21 protein-coding genes and 2 pseudogenes are annotated in these 19,390 nt (G+C 55.8%); 11 read left to right on the forward strand and 12 right to left on the reverse strand.

The features are described from left to right. Positions 1 to 616: 616 nt before the first annotated feature. Positions 617 to 814, forward strand: a complete 198-nt coding sequence (locus tag JQ574_RS28755) for a hypothetical protein (RefSeq protein ID WP_212212553.1) — start codon at positions 617 to 619, stop codon at positions 812 to 814. Positions 815 to 977: 163 nt separating this feature from the next. Continuing rightward, the gene (locus tag JQ574_RS28760) at positions 978 to 1,130 is read left to right on the forward strand and encodes a hypothetical protein (protein ID WP_212212550.1); all 153 of its coding nucleotides are present in this window, start codon (positions 978 to 980) and stop codon (positions 1,128 to 1,130) included. Positions 1,131 to 1,203: 73 nt separating this feature from the next. On the opposite strand, the gene JQ574_RS28765 is transcribed toward JQ574_RS28760, so the two are convergent. From JQ574_RS28765 to JQ574_RS28780, 4 genes are all read right to left on the reverse strand, one after another. Next, positions 1,204 to 1,356 (reverse strand): hypothetical protein, encoded by a 153-nt coding sequence (locus JQ574_RS28765; protein WP_212212547.1) that lies wholly within the window; start codon positions 1,354 to 1,356, stop codon positions 1,204 to 1,206. 267 nt (positions 1,357 to 1,623) lie between these two features. Then, positions 1,624 to 1,845, reverse strand: coding sequence for a hypothetical protein (locus tag JQ574_RS28770; protein ID WP_212212544.1), 222 nt, complete (start codon positions 1,843 to 1,845; stop codon positions 1,624 to 1,626). 1,330 nt (positions 1,846 to 3,175) lie between these two features. Then, entirely contained in the window at positions 3,176 to 3,349 is a 174-nt protein-coding gene (locus JQ574_RS28775; RefSeq protein ID WP_212212541.1) for a hypothetical protein, read from the reverse strand. Positions 3,350 to 3,372: 23 nt separating this feature from the next. Further along, positions 3,373 to 3,918 carry an NYN domain-containing protein gene (locus JQ574_RS28780; protein ID WP_212212538.1) on the reverse strand — a complete coding sequence of 182 codons (546 nt, stop codon included), beginning with the start codon at positions 3,916 to 3,918 and terminating at the stop codon, positions 3,373 to 3,375. A 1,211-nt stretch (positions 3,919 to 5,129) separates the two neighbouring features. On the opposite strand from JQ574_RS28780, the gene JQ574_RS28785 reads away from it, so the two are divergent. The 3 genes from JQ574_RS28785 to JQ574_RS28795 all read left to right on the forward strand — a co-directional run bounded on the left by JQ574_RS28785 (position 5,130) and on the right by JQ574_RS28795 (position 7,151). Beyond that, complete coding sequence (locus JQ574_RS28785) at positions 5,130 to 5,936, forward strand: hypothetical protein (protein WP_212212523.1); 807 nt, start codon at positions 5,130 to 5,132, stop codon at positions 5,934 to 5,936. A gap of 146 nt (positions 5,937 to 6,082) precedes the next feature. Continuing rightward, positions 6,083 to 6,718: an outer membrane protein gene (locus JQ574_RS28790; protein ID WP_212212520.1), complete on the forward strand. Its 636-nt coding sequence runs from the start codon at positions 6,083 to 6,085 to the stop codon at positions 6,716 to 6,718. Between the two features lie 280 nt (positions 6,719 to 6,998). After that, a complete protein-coding gene (locus JQ574_RS28795) occupies positions 6,999 to 7,151 on the forward strand; it encodes a hypothetical protein (protein ID WP_212212517.1) in 153 nt (50 codons plus the stop codon). Positions 7,152 to 7,187: 36 nt separating this feature from the next. Here JQ574_RS28795 and JQ574_RS28800 read toward each other — a convergent pair whose 3' ends face one another. Next, positions 7,188 to 7,505: a PilZ domain-containing protein gene (locus JQ574_RS28800; protein ID WP_212212514.1), complete on the reverse strand. Its 318-nt coding sequence runs from the start codon at positions 7,503 to 7,505 to the stop codon at positions 7,188 to 7,190. 204 nt (positions 7,506 to 7,709) lie between these two features. Here JQ574_RS28800 and JQ574_RS28805 point away from each other — a divergent pair, with 204 nt between their 5' ends. The 4 genes from JQ574_RS28805 (at position 7,710) to JQ574_RS28820 (ending at position 9,932) form a co-directional block, all read left to right on the forward strand. Continuing rightward, the gene (locus JQ574_RS28805) at positions 7,710 to 8,069 is read left to right on the forward strand and encodes a hypothetical protein (protein WP_212212511.1); all 360 of its coding nucleotides are present in this window, start codon (positions 7,710 to 7,712) and stop codon (positions 8,067 to 8,069) included. A gap of 3 nt (positions 8,070 to 8,072) precedes the next feature. Continuing rightward, positions 8,073 to 8,993 (forward strand): non-homologous end-joining DNA ligase, encoded by a 921-nt coding sequence (gene ligD, locus JQ574_RS28810; protein WP_212212508.1) that lies wholly within the window; start codon positions 8,073 to 8,075, stop codon positions 8,991 to 8,993. Between the two features lie 185 nt (positions 8,994 to 9,178). Then, positions 9,179 to 9,712, forward strand: coding sequence for a DUF4142 domain-containing protein (locus tag JQ574_RS28815; RefSeq protein ID WP_212212505.1), 534 nt, complete (start codon positions 9,179 to 9,181; stop codon positions 9,710 to 9,712). A gap of 37 nt (positions 9,713 to 9,749) precedes the next feature. After that, positions 9,750 to 9,932 carry a hypothetical protein gene (locus JQ574_RS28820; protein WP_212212502.1) on the forward strand — a complete coding sequence of 61 codons (183 nt, stop codon included), beginning with the start codon at positions 9,750 to 9,752 and terminating at the stop codon, positions 9,930 to 9,932. Between the two features lie 67 nt (positions 9,933 to 9,999). On the opposite strand, the gene JQ574_RS28825 is transcribed toward JQ574_RS28820, so the two are convergent. The 7 genes and pseudogenes from JQ574_RS28825 to JQ574_RS28855 form a co-directional block, all read right to left on the reverse strand. After that, positions 10,000 to 10,581: a hypothetical protein gene (locus tag JQ574_RS28825; RefSeq protein ID WP_212212499.1), complete on the reverse strand. Its 582-nt coding sequence runs from the start codon at positions 10,579 to 10,581 to the stop codon at positions 10,000 to 10,002. Between the two features lie 126 nt (positions 10,582 to 10,707). Then, a complete protein-coding gene (locus JQ574_RS28830) occupies positions 10,708 to 11,205 on the reverse strand; it encodes a DUF4142 domain-containing protein (RefSeq protein ID WP_212212496.1) in 498 nt (165 codons plus the stop codon). A gap of 789 nt (positions 11,206 to 11,994) precedes the next feature. Beyond that, positions 11,995 to 13,281: a metallophosphoesterase gene (locus JQ574_RS28835; RefSeq protein ID WP_212212494.1), complete on the reverse strand. Its 1,287-nt coding sequence runs from the start codon at positions 13,279 to 13,281 to the stop codon at positions 11,995 to 11,997. Then, on the reverse strand, positions 13,281 to 14,591 hold the full coding sequence (locus JQ574_RS28840; protein ID WP_212212491.1) for a protein kinase domain-containing protein: 1,311 nt from the start codon (positions 14,589 to 14,591) through the stop codon (positions 13,281 to 13,283). The genes JQ574_RS28835 and JQ574_RS28840 overlap by 1 nt, the downstream gene beginning before the upstream one ends. An 18-nt stretch (positions 14,592 to 14,609) precedes the next feature. Then, positions 14,610 to 15,470: a vWA domain-containing protein gene (locus tag JQ574_RS28845; protein ID WP_212212488.1), complete on the reverse strand. Its 861-nt coding sequence runs from the start codon at positions 15,468 to 15,470 to the stop codon at positions 14,610 to 14,612. Positions 15,471 to 16,439: 969 nt separating this feature from the next. Then, positions 16,440 to 16,616 (reverse strand): hypothetical protein, encoded by a 177-nt coding sequence (locus tag JQ574_RS28850; protein ID WP_212212486.1) that lies wholly within the window; start codon positions 16,614 to 16,616, stop codon positions 16,440 to 16,442. An 81-nt stretch (positions 16,617 to 16,697) separates the two neighbouring features. Further along, positions 16,698 to 17,425: pseudogene (locus JQ574_RS28855) on the reverse strand (RNA polymerase factor sigma-32); the annotation flags it as partial. A 1,324-nt stretch (positions 17,426 to 18,749) separates the two neighbouring features. On the opposite strand from JQ574_RS28855, the gene JQ574_RS28860 reads away from it, so the two are divergent. Further along, positions 18,750 to 19,100 (forward strand): hypothetical protein, encoded by a 351-nt coding sequence (locus JQ574_RS28860; RefSeq protein WP_212212483.1) that lies wholly within the window; start codon positions 18,750 to 18,752, stop codon positions 19,098 to 19,100. 54 nt (positions 19,101 to 19,154) lie between these two features. Beyond that, positions 19,155 to 19,319, forward strand: a pseudogene (locus tag JQ574_RS28865) (transposase); the annotation flags it as partial. Between the last annotated feature and the right edge of the window lie 71 nt (positions 19,320 to 19,390).

Genomic DNA, 19,390 nt, shown 5'->3' on the forward strand with positions numbered 1-19,390 from the left:
GCGTCAAGGTCCCATCCTGATTGGGAGGATGCAATGCTCGTGCCCCCGCCGTCCCGCTTCCTAGTCAGACGGGATCGTGCCGAAACAAACTAGATGGTCTGGGACCGTAAGCTGAAGCGGCTTGCCCGATTTGAGGGTGAGGATTTGGTGGGATTATCGCTCTCCGTTGCGGAGAATCTCAGGGACACGCTAAACGCCGCAAAAAGCGCATGACAAACGCCTGAGCGCCGACTCGAAACAACAGAAGAAGGAGTCGGCCATACGCGGTTCGCCCCGTTGCTCGCGGTGCTATCCGCAACCTCAACCTACTGGTATGCGGGAGATTCAAAAAAAGTCTCAGCGCCAAACGGGGACGAGCACTAAGACCGTTGAGTCACGATGTCTAAATCCCATTAAGACCGGAAGTAACTCGGAAAAATTGCCACTTATTCCCAGTACAAATACTAACTCCCCCGAAATCTCCTTTCCGGCAGTAACTCCGCTGATAGGTTTTCGGCGCGCTCACCAAAACGCCGCCGAGAGCGCTTTGGAATGCCCCCGTCCGCGCCAGCCCCCCGGACGGGGGATTTCGCGTCATCTGAAAGACCTGGACTTTCGATTCGGAATTACCGCCCCTATGCCATTTTCAGTCTCTGCCTACGTTGACGATCATCTCGTTTCCGTGACTACCGAAACTGCGAAAGACGCATTTGCCAAAGCGGTCGAATGGCATGTCTTGAGCAAGCTCGCCGACGTTTCTATTAGCGACGGCGTCAATCGCTATTCGATTGACGAGTTTTCATCGATCCTCGCGAACGCCAGCGACCGCCCATAGTGCTTAGGCTGACCGAATTCGCGCGGCCTAGCTTGTTCCGTAGGGAACAGCGGCACGAGGATTTATCCGTCAATGTCGCAGTAGCCGAGGGCAATGGTGCATCGGGAGAAAAAGGAACTAGGAGAGCGACAAGAAATCGGATTTTCAGATTGAGACAACCGAAATGACGGGCGAGCAGCTTGACGCTGTCAGCGGCGGCGCCGGTGCCATTGCTGGCTTCGGGGTGCGGACGGACCAGCGGATTGCGTTGCAGCAACAGCTTACCGCGGCGTTTGCCCGCAACAATCCAACCGACTACTACGGCTATTTTGGCTGACAGTTGAGTTTTATGAGGAGGCCGCCCCGCTGGCGGCCTCCTTCGACGATCTGGACGCGGCTTTTGCGCGCCTTTAGAGCGTTCGCCAAATCTCATCATGGAGCGTGTTGGGCACAAAGAGGCCCGCCGCCTTCTTGATCAGCTCCAGGTATTTTTGATCCGCGAGAAGCTTCAGCCCCATAGCCTCGTACTGGGCCAAGTTCTCGTAGTTGGCAATCCAAGCCATGCGAGCAGCATTACCTCCAACCGGAACGGCTATTTTCAGATCGATGCCCGTAGTTGTTTTTACTTGGGTACTGATCTCGGAAGGTGAAAAGCACGAATGCATTGCAGTGCAATGGTGATCGCCGGGTTTGATAGATTACGCCTGTCCGAGGAAGCGACTGCCACGGACGAGGTTTTCCCTCTCGGCGGGACTCGCTTCAAGATGACTGAACTCGGGACATTCGATTGCGAGTCGATACGTTCTCTTGATGGATAACCCAGCTAAATCTTAGGTGGACAATTTTCCAAGAGTCCGACGAGTCCTGGATCGACGCACGAAATTCTCGCGTTTGTCCTGATTGCGGCTCTTGAGCGAGACCTTCAGCTTATGGGCCTTGAAAACAATACCGCCCACCGTTCGGTTCATAATTTCCGCAATTTTCGGAATGGGGTGTCGCTGCGCCAGTTTTCTAAGGTCCTGAATATCTTCGTCAGTCCAACGCTTACCCATCGACTTGCTCCGCCTCAAATACGAAACTCTGAACTCGGGAAAAAACTGGAAAGTTCCTCGTCCATTTGGAACGGCTCCGGACGTATCGAATGTAAGCCCGATGGCGGCACCCCCTCGGGGAGGCTTTCACGCCTACGTGTTGCGGTTAGCCTGTGGGGCGGGGACATTGGCCAAGATAACAATTGATAGGCTTCTACTGCATCGGCCTCTGGAATTCGAACCGCGCAACGAATGTGCTAGAGTTCTTCGATCGAGAGGGAGTTCTCTGGGAGTACGAAGGCAAAGGTCCATAATCAATTAAGCTTTTGCTATCCAGGCTTACCACCCGGGTGGACAACATCATTGAGTAACTCCGCAGAGAAGGTGGGGAACTAGGCTGGGGCGCTATTCCAATCGCCCGCCGCCCAGACATTCACCATCTGATGCGGCCCATCCCGCCGACTTCGGACGTATGAGTGTCCTAACTAGCACAGCATCCAAGGCTGTCCGCCACTTATTCCCGAAATTCTTGCGCGTCGTTGAACCTTGGCATGTCTCGCCCAGACATAGATTCAACTTGGGGGGCGCTGTTTGCATTTCTCGAAAGGGTAAGTCGAGGCGGAATTCTCATCCAGCGCACGGATAGCCCCGTAGTTCTCCGGAGGAGAACAAAGTCGCACCAATGCCAACTTGTGCGCACAGCTGAGAGCATCGTTCGCGAAAAGTTTCCGTCCAGGAACTGGTCCCGCCTGACCGAGTTTACCCTGCGGCAGCAGAAACGGGTGCTGCTATGTGGGACGATCTGCTGGCGTTGGTGGTAGGTGCCGTCTTTGTCCCGACCGTCATTGTTCTAGGCTTATTCCGGCTCGCGGCATTGAAGCGAGTGAAAGATCTACGGTCGCGCCCAGTTGAAGAATGGACGGCCTCGCAAGAACTACACCGGCCGACATAGCGAATTATCCCAATGGACGAAGCAGGAAGGCCGCCTCAATTGGCGGCCTCATTCATTACAGGCCCTTGCGGTCTGGGGACATGACCTCGCGTCGCGTGTTCCCAGCCTTTATCGATCGCATGACGGAAGATAACGCCTCGGTGAACGAAACCGATTGCCCTCCCCACGCAATCGTCCGGAAACGAAACCAGCGCAGTCTCATCGTCACAGGCAACGCAGGGGGATACTCAAAATGATTGCTCTCACAGTCACCGCCATTTTGGCCGTCTTTGCCGGAACATTTATCGCGCTCGCATCGAGCGAATTCGGCTCCGAAATAGTCCTCGCCGTTGTCAGCCTCGTATAAGGGACCCCGCTGGTAGGTGCCCCGGCGGCTCTGGTGCGCGCTCACCACGCGGATCAGATGCAACCGGCGCCCACGCCCTTCAGCACCCCGCAGGCATACCTCCCGATCGCGATGCCGCCGACGCCGTTTATGTACATGCCTAACGCGACACCGTGCTCGCCAATGTCGATACCAAGTCCACCGAGCTGCAACTTCAACCCACCCGAGACCACGTCGAGTTCTGACAAGCTCCCGTCGTTCCTGAGATTCCCTACGAAAACTCATCCCTCGGGTTGCGCCTCTCATCCTTTGTCCGCCCTATCGCAGCTTTGAGGTCATCCAACTCGATGAACGTATCCGCCTGCCGACGCAATTCGTCAGCGACCATCGGAGGTTTCGTCCGCATGCTGGATACGACTGTGACGCGAGGACCGACGCGCTGTATTGCTTCCACAAGGCGACGAAAATCGCCGTCCCCGGAAAACAATAATAGGTGGTCTAAGGACTTCGCAATCTCGAGCGCATCGACTGCGAGCTCAACTCCAATATTGCGCTTGTATTTCCGCCGGCCCTGAACATCACCAAACTCTTTGACCGGTGTCGTACGCACTGCGAAACCGTTATAATCGAGCCAATCGATGAGTGGCCGGGCCGTTTCAAATTCTTCAGCGATGATCGTATAGTAATAAGCACGCACAAGCACGCCGCGCGTCCTGAACTCGGCGAGAAGCCTTTTGAAATCAATGCTGAAGTCCAAGGCTTTCGCCGTGTAGTGGAGGTTCAGGCCGTCGACAAAGAGCGCCAGTTTTTCGGACATCACCCCAAGCTCCCTTGATGCCGATAGGACTGCGGCGCATTACCAAGTTGCCGACACGGTGGCGAGCTTTGCTGCTTATGTCGCTTTGAGTGCATTTGTGGAAATCGCCCCAGTTTTATCACTGGGCCAGCGAGCTGCTGAATGCAATTCATATCCGGGCCGCTGCGGTCAGCCCGATGGAGTACCCTCCAGTGGGCACAATGAAATACAGCGGAGCGAAATCCAAAATGGTCCAAACCTATATAACTGAGTGTTACTCAACTTTGCGAGCTATGCTCGGTGCTTGACGTGTAAGAGCCGAGCATACCGAGCAACCGCAGGCGGCCTTGCGTAGCGCGCTCGCCGGCGATTTCCATTTATTCCTCACAATTGAGTCCATCCCGCCCTTTAACCGCCAGAATCCATACTGAGGCTACCCGCTGATACCGGTCTAGGGCAGCGATCTGGCTTGCGATTGTATGTCTAGCGCTGCTCAGCGCCTTGACGGTCGGCAAGGCGGTTTGGACGCCTGCCGGCCTCGCGGCCGCTCAGGTATCACCAGACGCATCGACGGTCGGCGTTGCTGACGCTGAACACGCGCTCAGCAAGGCGGATCGACTTGAGATCAACTCCGTGCGTGAGGAAACCCCGCCTCAAGCTGTCTTGCAGTCAATCGAGCCAACCGCCCCTGTCATAGTTCCGCCCAGCCCGCCGGTGGAAGCTAAAATCATAAGCCGACACTGGCGCGACCCTCATGCCTTTTCGCCTTCGTTCAAAGATTCGCGACGGAGCGAACTCAGAAAGACGAAAAAGAACGCTGACCGTAAACGAAATCAAGCTATCGATCGATCCAGACCACCTGATCCGGTGAAGCCATGCAGCCGGCCTGGTCCTTATGGTGATCTGTTAAGAGCTATGAATTTGTCGCCCGCTTGCGCATCGTAGGTTTCAATCTGCCATTCGCCAATCGGCTTTTCTGACGAATTATTGAGGTTGGTGCGCGCGTTACGGACTCCAGAAGGCCACCATCTGAGCTGGTTGGCTAATCGATTGCTTTTGAGCTGGTCTGGAGACCTTACCTATAGGCCCGCCCCCGGCTGGTCTGCTGATGTCTGTCACCACACGAGCATTCTCTCCATCATGCGGCCATTCTTTGAACAAGACTGGACTCAGTGTCGGCGGCTCGTCGACCTCAACCTTGGGATGACGTTGGACGGAAAATGGAAGCGCCAATGAACTCCACGCCCACTTCGATGGGAAATGTCTCCCCCGATGCCCCGGTCCCGCGCACCGATGAACGACTCGCACACGCCTACGGACAGATCACACGCGCGGGTGAAGAGCTTGCGCGTGTGAGTGAACAGGTTGCAAAAATGGAGCACGATGCCGAGCGCCCACCTTCGGCTGGACCTTCTCCGGCCGGACCTCGCCCGCAATCACCGCTTGGAAAGCTGGCGCGCCGGGCGCTCGTCGGCTTGGTGCTGGCGGCGTGCGTCGTTGTCGGTGCCCTGGTTTTGCAGTCCTCTTATGGAGCGGGAGCCAAGCTGGTTGTCGCCCGTTGGGTTCCCCAGCTCGCTTCAACATTGCCGTCGGAGAATCCGCCGGTACTCGCCCCGCAGGCGCCATCTACCCTTCAATTGGCCGCGGTGGAGGCAACACCACCGCAAGCATCGCCCTTGCCCCAAGCCGCACCGCAAGACGCCGCGCCGACAACCACTGCAGCGCTTCCTGATCAGACAGAGTTGCTGCAAACGATGGCGCGCGAACTCGCGACTCTCGAGCGAAACATCGAACAGCTCAAGGCGAACCAGCAACAAATAGTCCGCGACAGTTCAAAGGCCATTGAGGAGCTCAAGGCTAACCAGGAAGAGATGAAACGCGCACTAGCGAGGGTCTCCGAGCAGAACCCGCCCAAGACGTCACAGCCTCCCACGCAACCGACGACGACCTTGCGCAAGCCCGAGCGCACGCTTCAGTCGCCGCACGTAAGGGCGCGGCCTCGACTCCCAAGAGATTGGATCTACGACGAGGACTGGTAACCCCCGATGCAACGTCATCAAAGTCTTATGCTGAAACAGCGTTTTGATCCGATACAGCGCGCTATGCGTCGCGCGATGACCTCGTCTTTTGTAGCCACCGATCCAATCACGCTTAACGTAAGGCTCTGACATCTGCATTTGGCCGAATGACCGCTTCGCGTCCCTACACTAAAGCCCCAATGGTGCAGGCCTCCCCGATTTACAACTGGACTGGCTTTTACATCGGTGGTCACGTCGGCGGCGCGTTCGGTGGCGACAACAACATTCTGGCTCCCGGCTTCACCGGCACCAACGGCAACGACGGTGTGTTCATGGGCGGCGTGCAGGTTGGTTACGACCACCAGTTCTCACCGAACTGGGTACTCGGCCTTGAAGCGAACTACAGCTTCCTCGACACCAACAACAATCCCTTCGTCAACCGCGGATTAGGTTCGGTCACCGGCCGCCTTGGCTACACGTGGGGTCCGGCGCTGGTGTACGTCAAGGGCGGTTATGCCTGGGCTGACTCCCGCCTCACCAACGGTTTCGGCGGCGGCACCTTTTCAAACGACGGCGGCGGTCGCGACGGCTACACCGTCGGCGGCGGTCTCGAATACCTGTTCACCCAGAATTGGTCGGGCAAAATCGAATACCAGTACTACGATTTCGGTACCCGAAACGCTCTCTTCACCAGCGCTGCTGGCGTTGTCACCGCTGTCGGGTTCCGCAACGACGAGCATACGATCAAGGCCGGCCTGAACTACCGGTTCGGTTGGGGCAACGCGGCGGCTTCTCGTTACTGACGGCTTAGTAAGATGAAGATTAAGGGTCAGCCGTCAGGCTGGCCCTTTTTTTCATCCAACGCTTGGCACGCAGACGAAAAACCCCGCCGGTTAGGGCGGGGCTAAGTCGGGGTATCATTGCTTCTTAGCCCGAGTGAGGCTGCTGACACTGTAATAGCATAGGCGGCACAGTCGATCTCTTTTCTTGCATACTTGTCCCGCATACGTGCAAAGGCAAGAACTGTCTCCCCCTTGCAACATGGAGAATGTTCTGCTTCTTGGAACACTAAATGTAACTTCCGTGATCGAACGTCTTGCGGCAGCCTCGGCGTTATCGGGGCTGGAAGTCCGCATTGCACTGACATTCAATTTTCCCGGCAAGGCCGCAGCGCGCGACGCACTGTGGCCTTTTTCATTGGCCAGCAACCCGGCGCAAAAAATAACGGATTGCTAGACGTCTGCATTGCCACATTCAAAAGACTCAATGTGGTCACTCAACAAACTCAGGATCCTTCGAAGATCGGTTAGCCTTTTTGCCCTTCTGTCGATGAAACAAGACGCCGATCTGGTCTCCATTTACCCATTTGAGCGAGCAGCGCCGATAAGCGAGACCGGTGGAGGAAAGCAGAAGGAAAAACTCCTTCAGCTGTAAGCCTTCAATCGAGACATTCACCGTCAATGTCGCGTCCCCGTCGGATACATCACTGATCACGCAGTCCCGGCGCCAGGTGCCGTCAATGGCCATCATGTGCGCGTTCAGCCCGTGTTCGAACTTCACCCGACGTTCGCTTTCCTTTGGTGTTCCCATTCCACTCTCCGGCCAGCCTATTGCCATTTTTTCCCGAGGATGACGCAAAGGAATTAAGGCCGTCTAAGCGCTTACCTGCCTCTCTGCGCACGAGCTAAGTATACTTTTGAACATAAACGTCGCCCGTCTTATCCGGCATATCCCGCCCGGGAACGAATCTCCTGGGGCGCGCTTGAATCCCGGTTCTGTTCGTGGAGTTGGTTTATGCGTACGTCCAATTGGACACCGTCGATCGTGCCCAATGGCAACGACGAGACGGTCTATCTGGTGGCCGATGATTTTGGCAAAATCGGCCGCGCCTGGCGCGAGACCGACTATGAGACCCCCGACCTCGAGACGGTCATCCAGGATTTGCTCACGGGGCAATACAGCAACCCGATCCGCGTTGTCGCCTTCAACACCGCCGAGCGCTGGTCGGAGGACGTTTCCGAGGACACCGCCCATGAGCTGCGCCGGCGCTGCGATCTGCAGGGGCGCGATATCCCGTTCTTCCTGCAAGGCTTCACCGACCGCTTCGAACGCTACCGCGACGTGCAGCTGCCGCTGCCGATACACTTGGTTTGACCGGTGGCCTTTCAGCGCAAGAAACCAGCGGCGATCGGCGTCAAGGCGCCCTTCCCCGGATTCATCGAGCCAGCGCTGGCGACCTCGATCGACAATGTGCCCAATGGCGAACGCTGGATTCACGAAATCAAGTTCGACGGCTACCGCGTCCAGGTCCACCTCGCCAACGAAGCGATAAAGGTCTACACCCGGCGCGGCAACGTCTGGACCAACCGGTTCAGAAAGATCGCCGACGACGCCTGGCACATCAGCGCCGGGTCCGCGATCATCGACGGCGAGGTCGTGGTGCCGGCCGCCGACGGCACCACCGACTTTTCCGTTCTGCAGAACGAACTGAAGGGCAAATCGACCCGCATCGTGCTGGTCGCCTTCGACCTGCTCTATCTCAACGGTTACGACCTACGAAAGCTGCCGCTGATGGAGCGCAAGGCGCACCTCAAGAAGCTGATCGCCGCCACCGACATCCAGTTCAGCGAAAGCTTCGAGACCGACGGCCGCGAGATCTACAAGCACGCCTGCAAGGTCGGGCTGGAAGGCGTGGTCTCCAAGGTGCGCGACAGCGGCTATGCGTCCGGCCGCGGTAACAACTGGGTCAAGAGGACCTGCGCTCAGCGCGAGACATTGACGATCGCCGGCTTCGCCCTCGACGGCAGCGACTGGGACGGCATCTATGTCGGTCGGCGCAAGGGCAACGACCTGATCTACGCCGGCAAGGTCGACCATGGTTTCGACAAGAAGTCCGCTGCCGAACTGCGCAAGCGCCTGACGCCGCTGATCCGCAAAACCCAGCCCTACGCCAGGAAAATCGCGCACAGGGGCATCTGGGTCGAACCCGAATTGCTTGCCGAGATTGAGTATCGCGCCAAGTCCGCCGAAGGCAAGGTCCGGCACCCGTTCTTCAAGGGGCTGCGGGAAAATCTTTAGCCCACGTCATCCGAACTCAATCAACAAACGGAACGACGGAAGCCGCATACCGGGCGGAGACGTACCCCATTCCAAACGGCCTCTTTCGGCAGGGTCTTTTGATTTGGCCCCCTCCGGGCTGCCTTAGGAACTAGCAGCCCCTCACTTTGTTTTGTCGAACAAGCATTCCAACTCGTGAGAGAAAAATGAAGCGGATTTTAATCGTGCTTACCTGCCTCGTCATGGCAGCGCCTGTGCTCGCACAGTCGGTTGGAGAAAAAACGGGCGTCAACTCTGCGCAGGGCATTAGCCCGTCCACCCCCGACTTCGTCAAACAAGTCGCCATTTCGGACATGTTCGAAATTGAATCGAACAAGATAGGCGAGAACAAGGGCAACGCAGCCCAAAAGTCATTCGCCGCCGAAATGGTCAGAGATCACACCAAAACGTCGGCCGAGTTGAAATCGCTTGTTTCGAGCGGAAAGGTAACGGCGGAACTACCGGCGGCTGTCGACAGCTCTCACCAGAGCAAGCTCGATAAACTCAAAGCAAAAACCGGCGATGACTTTGTCGCCGAATTCAATTCGATACAGGTCAGTGCTCATAAGGACGCGGTGTCGCTATTCGAACGATACGCAAATGGTGGTGATAACGCCGAGCTGAAGGCCTGGGCCGGCAAGACGCTGCCGCATCTTCGTCATCACCTCGAGATGGCGCAAAAGCTTGACGACAAGAAGTGAGTGCCGCCTTCGGTGGCGTGAAGCGTAGGGCCGGCAGATGGTCAAGACAGGATCATGGAGCGAAGACGAGGACCGGCGGCTGCTGGAATTGCGGGATGCCGGCCGTACTTCCGTTTCGATCGCCAACGCGCTGAAGCGCACGGTCGGCGCTGTCGACAACCGCCTTTGGTTATTGCGGTCCCGTGAAAGAGCGGATGCTAAAGCCACCTCCGATGGTTAAAACGTATGGCGAGCCGGGGCGGTAGGTCCCCATTCTTTAGAGAATCCGTTCTGTACGGCGTCGGTTATCACGACATAACAAGTATGTCGGCAATTCCAATGGTTGAGGTCTGACGCACCATCACAAATCGTAAGATAATGAAAAGCGACAGGTACATTACTGTGCCCCGCAACATCATCTCCGCCACCGAATGAGTCGGAATTATTAGCTCGGCCCCTTCGATTTGGAGTAACTTGTCCACGGCGTCCTCGCAGTAGCGACGTTGCACCAGAGAAGGGTCCGTCATCACTCGTGCGCACTGTCCTTTGCCGCCATATACGAGGTTGCTATGGTAAGCAGGTGCACAGCCGCAGTCTCCTAGTTTCTGCATCTCTCCATCGACAGTATAGGCGGCGGAGGCACGACGGTATGCAATGGCGACCGTCGCGTAAGCATCAGTGATCGATGCGGCTAACTGATCTTTGTCATCGATTGACTGGCGTTCACGCACCCTAACCACCTTGAGGGCTATTTTAGCGGAGGCTTGAGCGAGTCGAACACCTTCCAACTCCGCGTCAGAAATATCAGGCTGGCATCCTGCAGCTGCTCCAGCGACCAATTCATATATTGCTGCTTTCGATGGGCCGTCCGCAGACAGGTAATTCTTCAACAGGCGCCGAGCCCTGACTTCAAGGTGTTTACAATCCTTCCGGATCTTCTCTCGCTGCCTGTTTGGCTTGAACCAACTAAACACCGTTGTCTCTAGCCCTTCTTCACCGGCCTTGGAGGCGTGGGATTACTTACCGGGTTTCAACGATTTTGCGGCATCGAGGTGTTTCCGTAACGTATCGATTTGACCTGAAGCATATTCGCCGGCTGAATCCTTAAGCTTGGACGCCTTCGTGTATTCGGCGATATCTTTCTGATGGTCGGCAACCATGTGAGTGGCGAACATTTTGTCAAAAGCCGAACCGGACATTTTTGCCATCTTGTCATAGTCGGCCTTCTGCTTCGCATTTGGTCCGGTTGGTGGATTCACCCCCAGGCCCTTGGCAGCATCCAAAGCTTTCTGATTGGCGGCGGCGTGGTCTGCGGAAAGCATTTTGCCATACGCCTTGACGTCATCGCTTTGCCCATTCTTCTGTGCAAGATCTCCCATGCTAACTTCGGCGAAATTGCCCTCGATTGCCTTCTTGAGGAATGTCTGGCTCGGCTTGTCTTTTGCATGGGCGTTGGCAAACGAGATTGCCAACAGGAGAGTTGCTGTTCCAAGGGACGATAAGATTCTCTTCATAGATGTTCTCCCGCAGATTTATTTCCTGAAACGCTCCAGTAATCGAAGAGGTTCCAAATCGGGAGAAATGGCACAAACCTTTCGTTGATGTCTCCCGCTTCCGATACCGACGCCTTCCCAGTGAGAGGCTGCTCACTTTCCCGGGCGGCGGTCATCCTTACGGCGCAGTCGAATCCGCTACAAAGACCGGGGCCCGGCAACTGAACAAGCGCACCGCTGTCAACGCTGCGGCCGGGTTTCAGTAGCCAAGCAGCAGCGCTCCAAAATTTGAACCAAGCAATGAGAGGAGGAAAAAGAAGAACATGAAAAGCAAAATGACCCTAAAGCAGCCACCTGCTATCCTCGGGGTAGTGGGGACATAAGTGTAATCGGATGAATCCGGCACTCTGGGGCCGTAACCGGCCCCACCAAGTATACGACGCAACCTTTCTATGGCCCTTGCCCGCGCTACCAATTCATCACTTACAAGGATTTCGTCGGAATGAGTGGGTCTTGAGCCCCAAGGCCCCCGTCTCTTCGGAGATGCCGGGCTTCGAGATGGAGCATCGCTAGTCGTTGCGCTTTTTCTAGTGCCGCCGCTTCGGACGGTCCCTACGGTAGGACGGGCTGGCGACGGAGTTATAGTTACACCGTATTCAGCACCACATTGTGAGCACTTCGGGCCGTCTAGCCAACGGCCAGGATCGTGATTCTTACAGAAGTACCGAACCTGGCCCTCATGACAGGCCTCGCACACCCCGCGAACGGAATGCGAAGTGCCGCAGTTGTCGCATCGCAAGACAACGGCACTCATGATGCGTCACAAGCCTGAGGTTCGGACAAGTCTGGGTAAACTCCTCGGATCAGATGTGGTGGGATATGGAGTCGAAACACCTGAGGTAACGAATGCTCGGTATATAGAGCTACTGTCGGAAGCCGTTCATGGGAGCCCAGAAACTCTCTAGAAAGGCGCCTGGATAAGGCAACAGTAGTCAGAACGGGGTTCGCTTTGTATGCTGCGTAAAGCTGATAGCGCTCTTCAACATGGTCGTGCCCCCGCACCATGTGTGTAACAGGACGGCCCAAGAAGGCCGCAACCGAGCAGAACGCTGAAAAATCTTCATGACCGAATTGACTGCCCCGGGTAAAGCGGTTTGGTAGTTTCTTCCGGGCAGTCGGGTGGGCTCGGGCCCACACGAAGTCTGATAAGCAGGATGGAGCGTTCCAGTCTCCGGTCTCTTTGAGCGTGCAATGCAGGTCGGCCAAGGGAAAACCTCCATGCGCAACTAAAAGCCCGTCAGGAAAAAAGAGGGCTCGGGGCGCATTCGCAAAAAGGCGTATAGCTAACTTTCCAGCGCTAACAATCGCATCGTCGGACAGATTGTTATTAAGGAACTCAGAGAAGTCCGATGGAGATACATTGGACGTAAAACGGTTACCGTCGTGTCCAAGCGACTCATCATGATTTCCAGCAATCACACAAATAGTTGCACCGTGGGCCAGGATAAGCTCAAAAACACGAAGCACCACTTCCAAACCAAAACCTTCGTCGTCGAATAGATCGCCGAGAAAAATAATCCGGGAATCGGGGGATCCATACTTCGGATGGGTAAGAATCAGGGATAAGGCGGATTCAAGCGCGAGTAGATCGCCGTGAAGGTCACCGATAAACCACAGCGGGGACTGGCCCGGCTCAATTACATGAATGACTTTATCGTCCGGAAAAGCACGATGGGTATCAAATAACATCGTTTTCTCAGAAGCGCTGAGAAAGGCCTCTAATTTGCTAACAGTATCGGCGATCCGACCGCGGATGCCAGTACCAATCATGAGCTGACTTATTGCGTGCCAATCTAAATCCTCAATATCAACGACGGGAAGGAAGGGCGGGGATGCACGATGGCCTCCGTCCGGCAAATCAGGCGTTGTACCCGTCGATTCCGGTGGGTCAACCGTTGCGTACTCCGCAGTTGAAGGTGCATTCACTTTTTCGGGGTTTCGATCGACGACCGGACCGGTCACCCCGTCAGATTGTGATGCAAGGTCGGCCACCTTTTGGGGTTCGTCCTCCGAGTCGGGGCGGCCGATCACTGGCATCAGCCGCCCCGCACTGCGAGTGGCATTTTGACAACGCCCTTTGCTTCTCGGCCAACAGCGATCGAATCGCCTTGGCTGAGCACCACCGGTCCGGTAACCGCTGCTCCATTAAGCAAGGTCTCGTTGACTGTTCTTTCTAGTGGGGTCAGGACCCATTGACCTCGAGAGTTGCGGTCGAGGATACATTGCTTGTCATCCCAAAATTGAGCCTCTGGACCAAGTTGTTGCATAAGAGGCCGAGTTAGCTCCGTTCGAACGCCGATTCTCAGGGATGCGCCCTCGGCATTTTGGAGCTGCAACAAATCGGCGGTGATAGGCTCTCTTCGTTTCCTTCTATCGCTGGTTGTCGATGAGGACACGGTATCTATTGACGTCTCGCTCCGTTCCCGATTCGAATCGCTGCCGCTCAGAGCGGCACGCAATTCGGAAGCTGTTGGGCGAAGGGCAGGATCGGAAGAAAGAGAGCGGTGGATCGCCAAACTTACGGACGAATTTTGGGCTGGTAGCGGCATGGTCCCCACCAGCGGCAGAGGCTTAGCCTCATCCCCCAGTACCATTTTGGCATATTGGCCCTGGTCTTCGCTCCAGTAAGGATGCCTACCCGCTAGCAGTTCTGAAAGAATTAGGCCACAGGTGAAAATATCTGATCGGACATCGGGCACTCGACGACGGGTGAGGTGCTCGGGAGAGCGGTAGTTATCGCTTCCGATGTATCCTTGATGACCGTGCCACGGCGCTCGATGGTCGGTCAGTAACGAGAAATCCATGTCAATAAGCTTGAGCTGATAGCCTGCTTTGATAGTTGGATCACGGATCAAGTAAATATTAGCTGGCTTAAGATCAGCATGCGCAATGCTAGATTGGTGCAGCGCTTCAATTCCGGCCATCAAGACTTTAGCCCATGTAACATGCCGAGACCACACTGCTGGATTTTGGGTCGGAGCTACCTTTGCTTTTCGGTGTTCATCGGCTTCGGCATCGAATATTTTTTGTAGATCGTCCCCATTCTTCACGAACTCAAAAGCCTGAAAATAGCAACGGCCGCCCCAGATTTCCTCAAAGGCATCCAGCTGGCCAACTGCGAAGCGAGCCGCCTTCCCCTTCTTCACCCGTGCTGAGAGCTCGCGCTGATATTCAACAAACGAATTGTACCAAACCACGGTTGGTGCAGGCGATTTGTACTGCTTAAAGAATACTAACTCCCCGGAGGGCGAAACCGCGCCATACGAGATGGCCATCATGCCAGGTCCGAAGACCTTCGTGATGCGGTAACCTCGGATGACGTCACCGACTTTCAGCTTTTTTGCCATAACAGGGCACTCTCTTCTTCAGAGGGCCACAGTTTCCGCTGATCGAGACACGCTCGCAGCGAGCTGTTTCAAGGTCGTTCGAAAACTTACAGGATCGGATGTAAATTTCTTCAAAGCCTCCTGCGGACTCAATCCCTCGTACTCTACGACTTCCCACTCCGACTTATCGATCTGACTAAGGCGGTCGTATCCCTCAAAATTGGGAGCGAACAAACTCAGAATGATCCGGTTGGCCATTATGACGTTTGCGACATCTTGCAAGGAGCCGCCCTTTGCCTCCTGGATGCTCATTGTCTCCTTGAACGATGCGTCCGTGAAGACGATGATTACACGTGCCGCATCGCTTCTATACCGCCACTTGGTCGGGTCTTCGGTCTGGGAACCTTTTGGACTGGCTTCCATCGAAGCAGCCTTGTACAGAGCATCAAGAAGCGATTCAGGCTCGTCACCCCCTCCCTCTGCTTTCAAAGCAGCTAATTGCGCCTTCAGCTGGCTAGTATCCCGCACAAAAGGTGCGTCCACGATCCATTGAATTCCTTCCGATTGAGCCGCCTCGACGTCACGATAACCCACCACCTTTCCTCGCCAGTCTCGGATCGGTGGAGCGTTATTCGCTTCTCCTTTGCTCAAAGAGTCGATGAAAGCTTCGATGTTTGTCCGCAGCGCATCAATGCAAGGAGCCATACTGCCGCTGATATCAACCATAAACACGATATCAGCCACGCCCTTTGTCTTCGCCTTTGCGGGAGGTGCTGACGTGGTCAAACTGGGTTCGTCCAAACTCGAAGCAGATTCCATCGTTGCTTTCGGTTCAGTGTTTTCTGTCGTTTCCTTGCCGTCCAAACCAGTCGGGTTATCGGGATGCTCAGCTGAGGTCATGATGACTCCTTAAGCGAACGAGGTGCGCGAGTACAAGAAACAAGGCAACGTAGGCAAAGTTCCACCGGCTCATACGCCACCGGGCGAGGCTACTTGGCATTCCAAAGGACCGTTCGCCCGTGGCGTGGCCAAACGCGAGGCAAGCACATCTGATGGATAGTTCTCCCGGGAAGGTCCGCCCAAGCTGGTAGTGACGCTAATCAGTCCGCAATTGGTGTTTGGCGGCCTTCTTCGGGTGTGCACGATGGCTCGCGTTAGCTCGGTAATAGGGATGCGAGCAAGTTATGCGCTTTGGGCTCCCGGAGGAACTTTCATAACCGCTACGGTTATCTCCGATACTTCCTTGCGTACTTTGAACGAGATAAATGACCGCCTCTCTTAAAGAGATGAATAGGTATTTCGAGATGATCCATCGGCGAGTGCCGACCAGGGTCTCTCAGTTCATTCGCTGGTTGCGCAAACCGTCGTCATTCGCCGCTCGGCTAGCGGTGGCTTTACTGTTCATTCTCGGGGGCGTCTTTAGCTTCTTACCTGTGTTGGGTGTCTGGATGCTGCCCCTTGGCCTACTCTTGATCGCTCAGGATATCCCCTTTTTGCAAAAGCCTCTCGTTAGTTGCTTGGTGTGGATTGAGAAGAAATGGGAACTGCTAAGGTTGAAATGGCAAAATCGGTGAGAGCTAGTTACTGAGCGGGCGAAAGCAGCCAATCCTTCCGTTCTTCAGCCATACCGCTTGCCACCGACTTGGCGGCTCTCAGGGGGCTGGTGTGCGGACGGTGATTCTCAAACACAAGCCGAAACGGCCCCAGTGGCGGGGCAGCGACTGAGGCCATCTTTGGATGCAATGTGGGGGACGTTGCATACGGCATTGTCGAACAAAGCAACCTTCGCAACAAGCGTTGCACGTTTGCAGAATTAATGCCAAGTACTCGCGGCATCGAACCGGCGTCATTCTACGCCGAGGAATTGGTTCAAATCAATCTGCAGGTCTTTAGCAGCATCGCACTTATCTCAAGACGGAGCACGCCATCCTCAGTTGAAATATCTAGAACACCCGCCGACGGGTCGCTTGAGGACTTATGCAGCGCGGTATCCAACATGCGCAAAGGAACGTCAGCGCGGACATAGCCCTGTAACGGCTTGTTCATTGCATCCTCCTAAGAGACTGCCCCACGAATAATGCGGCTCCTCGCCTGTTCTGCAACGCTCGGGCCAGCATTTCCATTCAACCGCGCTTCAAATATGCAGCGCTCTCGCGGATTGAGGACTTCCATGGCGCCGGCAAGCGCCTGACGCCGCTGTTTGGCTTCCTCCTGCGCGTACACGGCTTCGGGACTGGATGCCGGGTCGACGAGCCAGTCCTGCATTTCGCCCGCCTCGTCTGCACGCACCAGAGTGTTGAGCGACACGTCGCTGCCAAGGCGCCGGTTCATTTCGACGACGTTGTTCTCCTGCACGGCGAGCCTCTTGGTGATCATCGCGGTGTGCTCCGGACGAAGGTCGCCTTCCTCTAGTGCCGAGATTTCCGCTTTTGTCCTCCGAAGCTTGAAAACAGTTTCTTCTGGGCGGCGCTGGTTCCCATTTTTACCAGCGACCACGAACGCAGGATGTATTCCTGTATCGAAGCCTTGATCCACCACATCGCATAGGTCGCGAGCCGGAAGCCGCGCTCGGGCTCGAAGCGCTTCACGGCCTGCATGAGGCCCACGTTTCCCTCCGAAATGATGTCCGCAATCGGGAGCCCGTAGCCCCGATAACGCATGGCGATCTTGGCGACGAGCCGCAGATGGCTGGTGACGAGATGATAGGCTGCTTCACGGTCGCCATGGTCGCGCCGGCGCCTCGCATAGGCCGAATCCTGGTCCGGCCGCAACATGGGAAACTTGCGGATTTCCGCAAGATAAAGCGTCAACCCGGCGTCGAGCGACAGCATCGGAACAAATGCGGTGCCTCCCATTGTTCACCTCCTCGTCTCTATTCGACAGCTCGTATCCAGCGTTTTCGTACCCAAATTTGAGACCTAATTTGGCGCACGGTCCCCGTTGATGGATGACGTTACGACCGAGGGCGGCGGCGTGTACGTTTGCGGTGGATCGGGCGCCCACACAAAGTAGAGTTCGCCCGCTATCAGCATGACGGCAGCGATCGCCACGGCAAACATGCCCAGCACCAGATCGTACGGGTCATCCATCGCTTTTGAAATCTTGCGGTTCTATTCGAACCTAAGGGCATCCGCAGCACGACGAGAACGTCTGACGGTGACAGGGATGCCTCGCGGACCGTTGGACTGCACATGGCGTAAACGGACCGAACTACCCCTCTCGCCGCTCCATGCCTTCGCGTCCTGCTGCAACCGGCTCGCCCAGATTGCTGGCATTATGCGATCTCAGGCCCAGCCTACACTAGCATTTGGAAGGTCTGGCAGCTGCCCCGGCGAGCCGTTCGCTCGGCACAGACGATGCCCGCATTCGCAAGCGCTATTGGGTGCCTGACGCCGGCCTTCCATGCATTCGAGATCGCGGTAGCGACCAACATTTCAGGATTTGGAAATCTGTCGATCAATCCAGTTCCGTAGACGTAGCCCATCGCGATATCCATAGCTCGGCCCAGGTCTGGGTGGTTTTCCGTAATAGGAAAGTGCGCAGCGTACATACGGTCCTCACACTAGCTGCCTTAAGAACTTCATATGACCTCATGCGTTCCTAATCCGATGTCTTGGTTGCGCGAGTATCTCCACGACAGAGGCCACGGCACCCGGGCCAACCGATTGCGTCTGGTTGCCTGCTCTTAAAATAATAGGAACACGAGCAGCGGCCGTGTATTCTCGTATCAGCCGTCTCGTTTAGCCAGCAGACGGTCCTCGGCCGGGCGGTCCGTTTGACACCATGCAAGCGGGCCGTCCGGTTTCAATCAACCTACGGAATGGCTGAGTGGTAGACTAGATACCTCTTAAGCTTAGCGAGACGCACAACTCGCGCTGTCGGTGTGCTCCTCGTAAGCAGCGAGTATGCGTCGCTTGTCGAGGCGGCACTTAGGCGTTCAGATGATGACGATCGCGGGCGCGATCTACACTACTTAATTGCTCGGATCATAGGTAACACGGCATCAGATCCACAAGACGACCTGGAGGCCTGCCATTGCTCAAATTAAGCCAGGAGCCTGACAAACGCAGAAACCGCCCGAAAACCTTCGTGTTGAATGAATTTCTTGGGGACATACCCCTCCCCCGCCAATGCCGCCAGAAGGGAAAATGAGCTACGCTCCCGATTCTGGAGGACACCATGGACACCGAAAAGCCAGAAGAGAAGAAGCCCATCATCGAGCAGACGACTGACGTGCTGGCGACGGCGGCCGGAACGCTCGCAGAGACTGCCGTTAAGTCGACTGCCAAGACCGCAACCAAAGCAGTGGCCAAGCGCATTCCCAAATCGGTAAAGAAGGCAGCCAAGAAGGTTGCAAAGGCCGCAAAGGCGAAAAAGTCCGCCAAGAAGTCTGCGAAAAAGGTCGCCAAGAAATCCGCGAAGAAGTCTGCCAAAAAGCCGCCGAGAAAAGCAGCCAAAATGTCGGCTAAGCGTGCGAAGAAGTCCGCCAAGAAAAGCAAGAGGGCTACTAAGAAGAAATCAAAGCGATAAAGTATAAAATTCTCAAAACAGAGCGCAGTGGCCGATGGCTTGACCACTATTTCTGCGACGCAGGCTGGCGGCCCGCGGGGCTATGATGCCGGCAAACGCATTTATGGACGTAAGCGGCATATCGTCACCGACACCAACGGCCTTCTGCTCGGGGTCCATGTTCACCCGGCCAATGTCCAGGACTGCCATGGCGCCGTTCCATTGCTCGAACGATTGCGCAGCCGCCGGCAATTGAGGCTTCGACTCGACTGACATTACTTTCTGACTCTAGATCGCCCGCGGCCACGATG

This window comes from Bradyrhizobium sp. AUGA SZCCT0158 (genome assembly GCF_018130065.1).
In the GTDB taxonomy this organism is placed as follows: Bacteria; Pseudomonadota; Alphaproteobacteria; order Rhizobiales; family Xanthobacteraceae; genus Bradyrhizobium.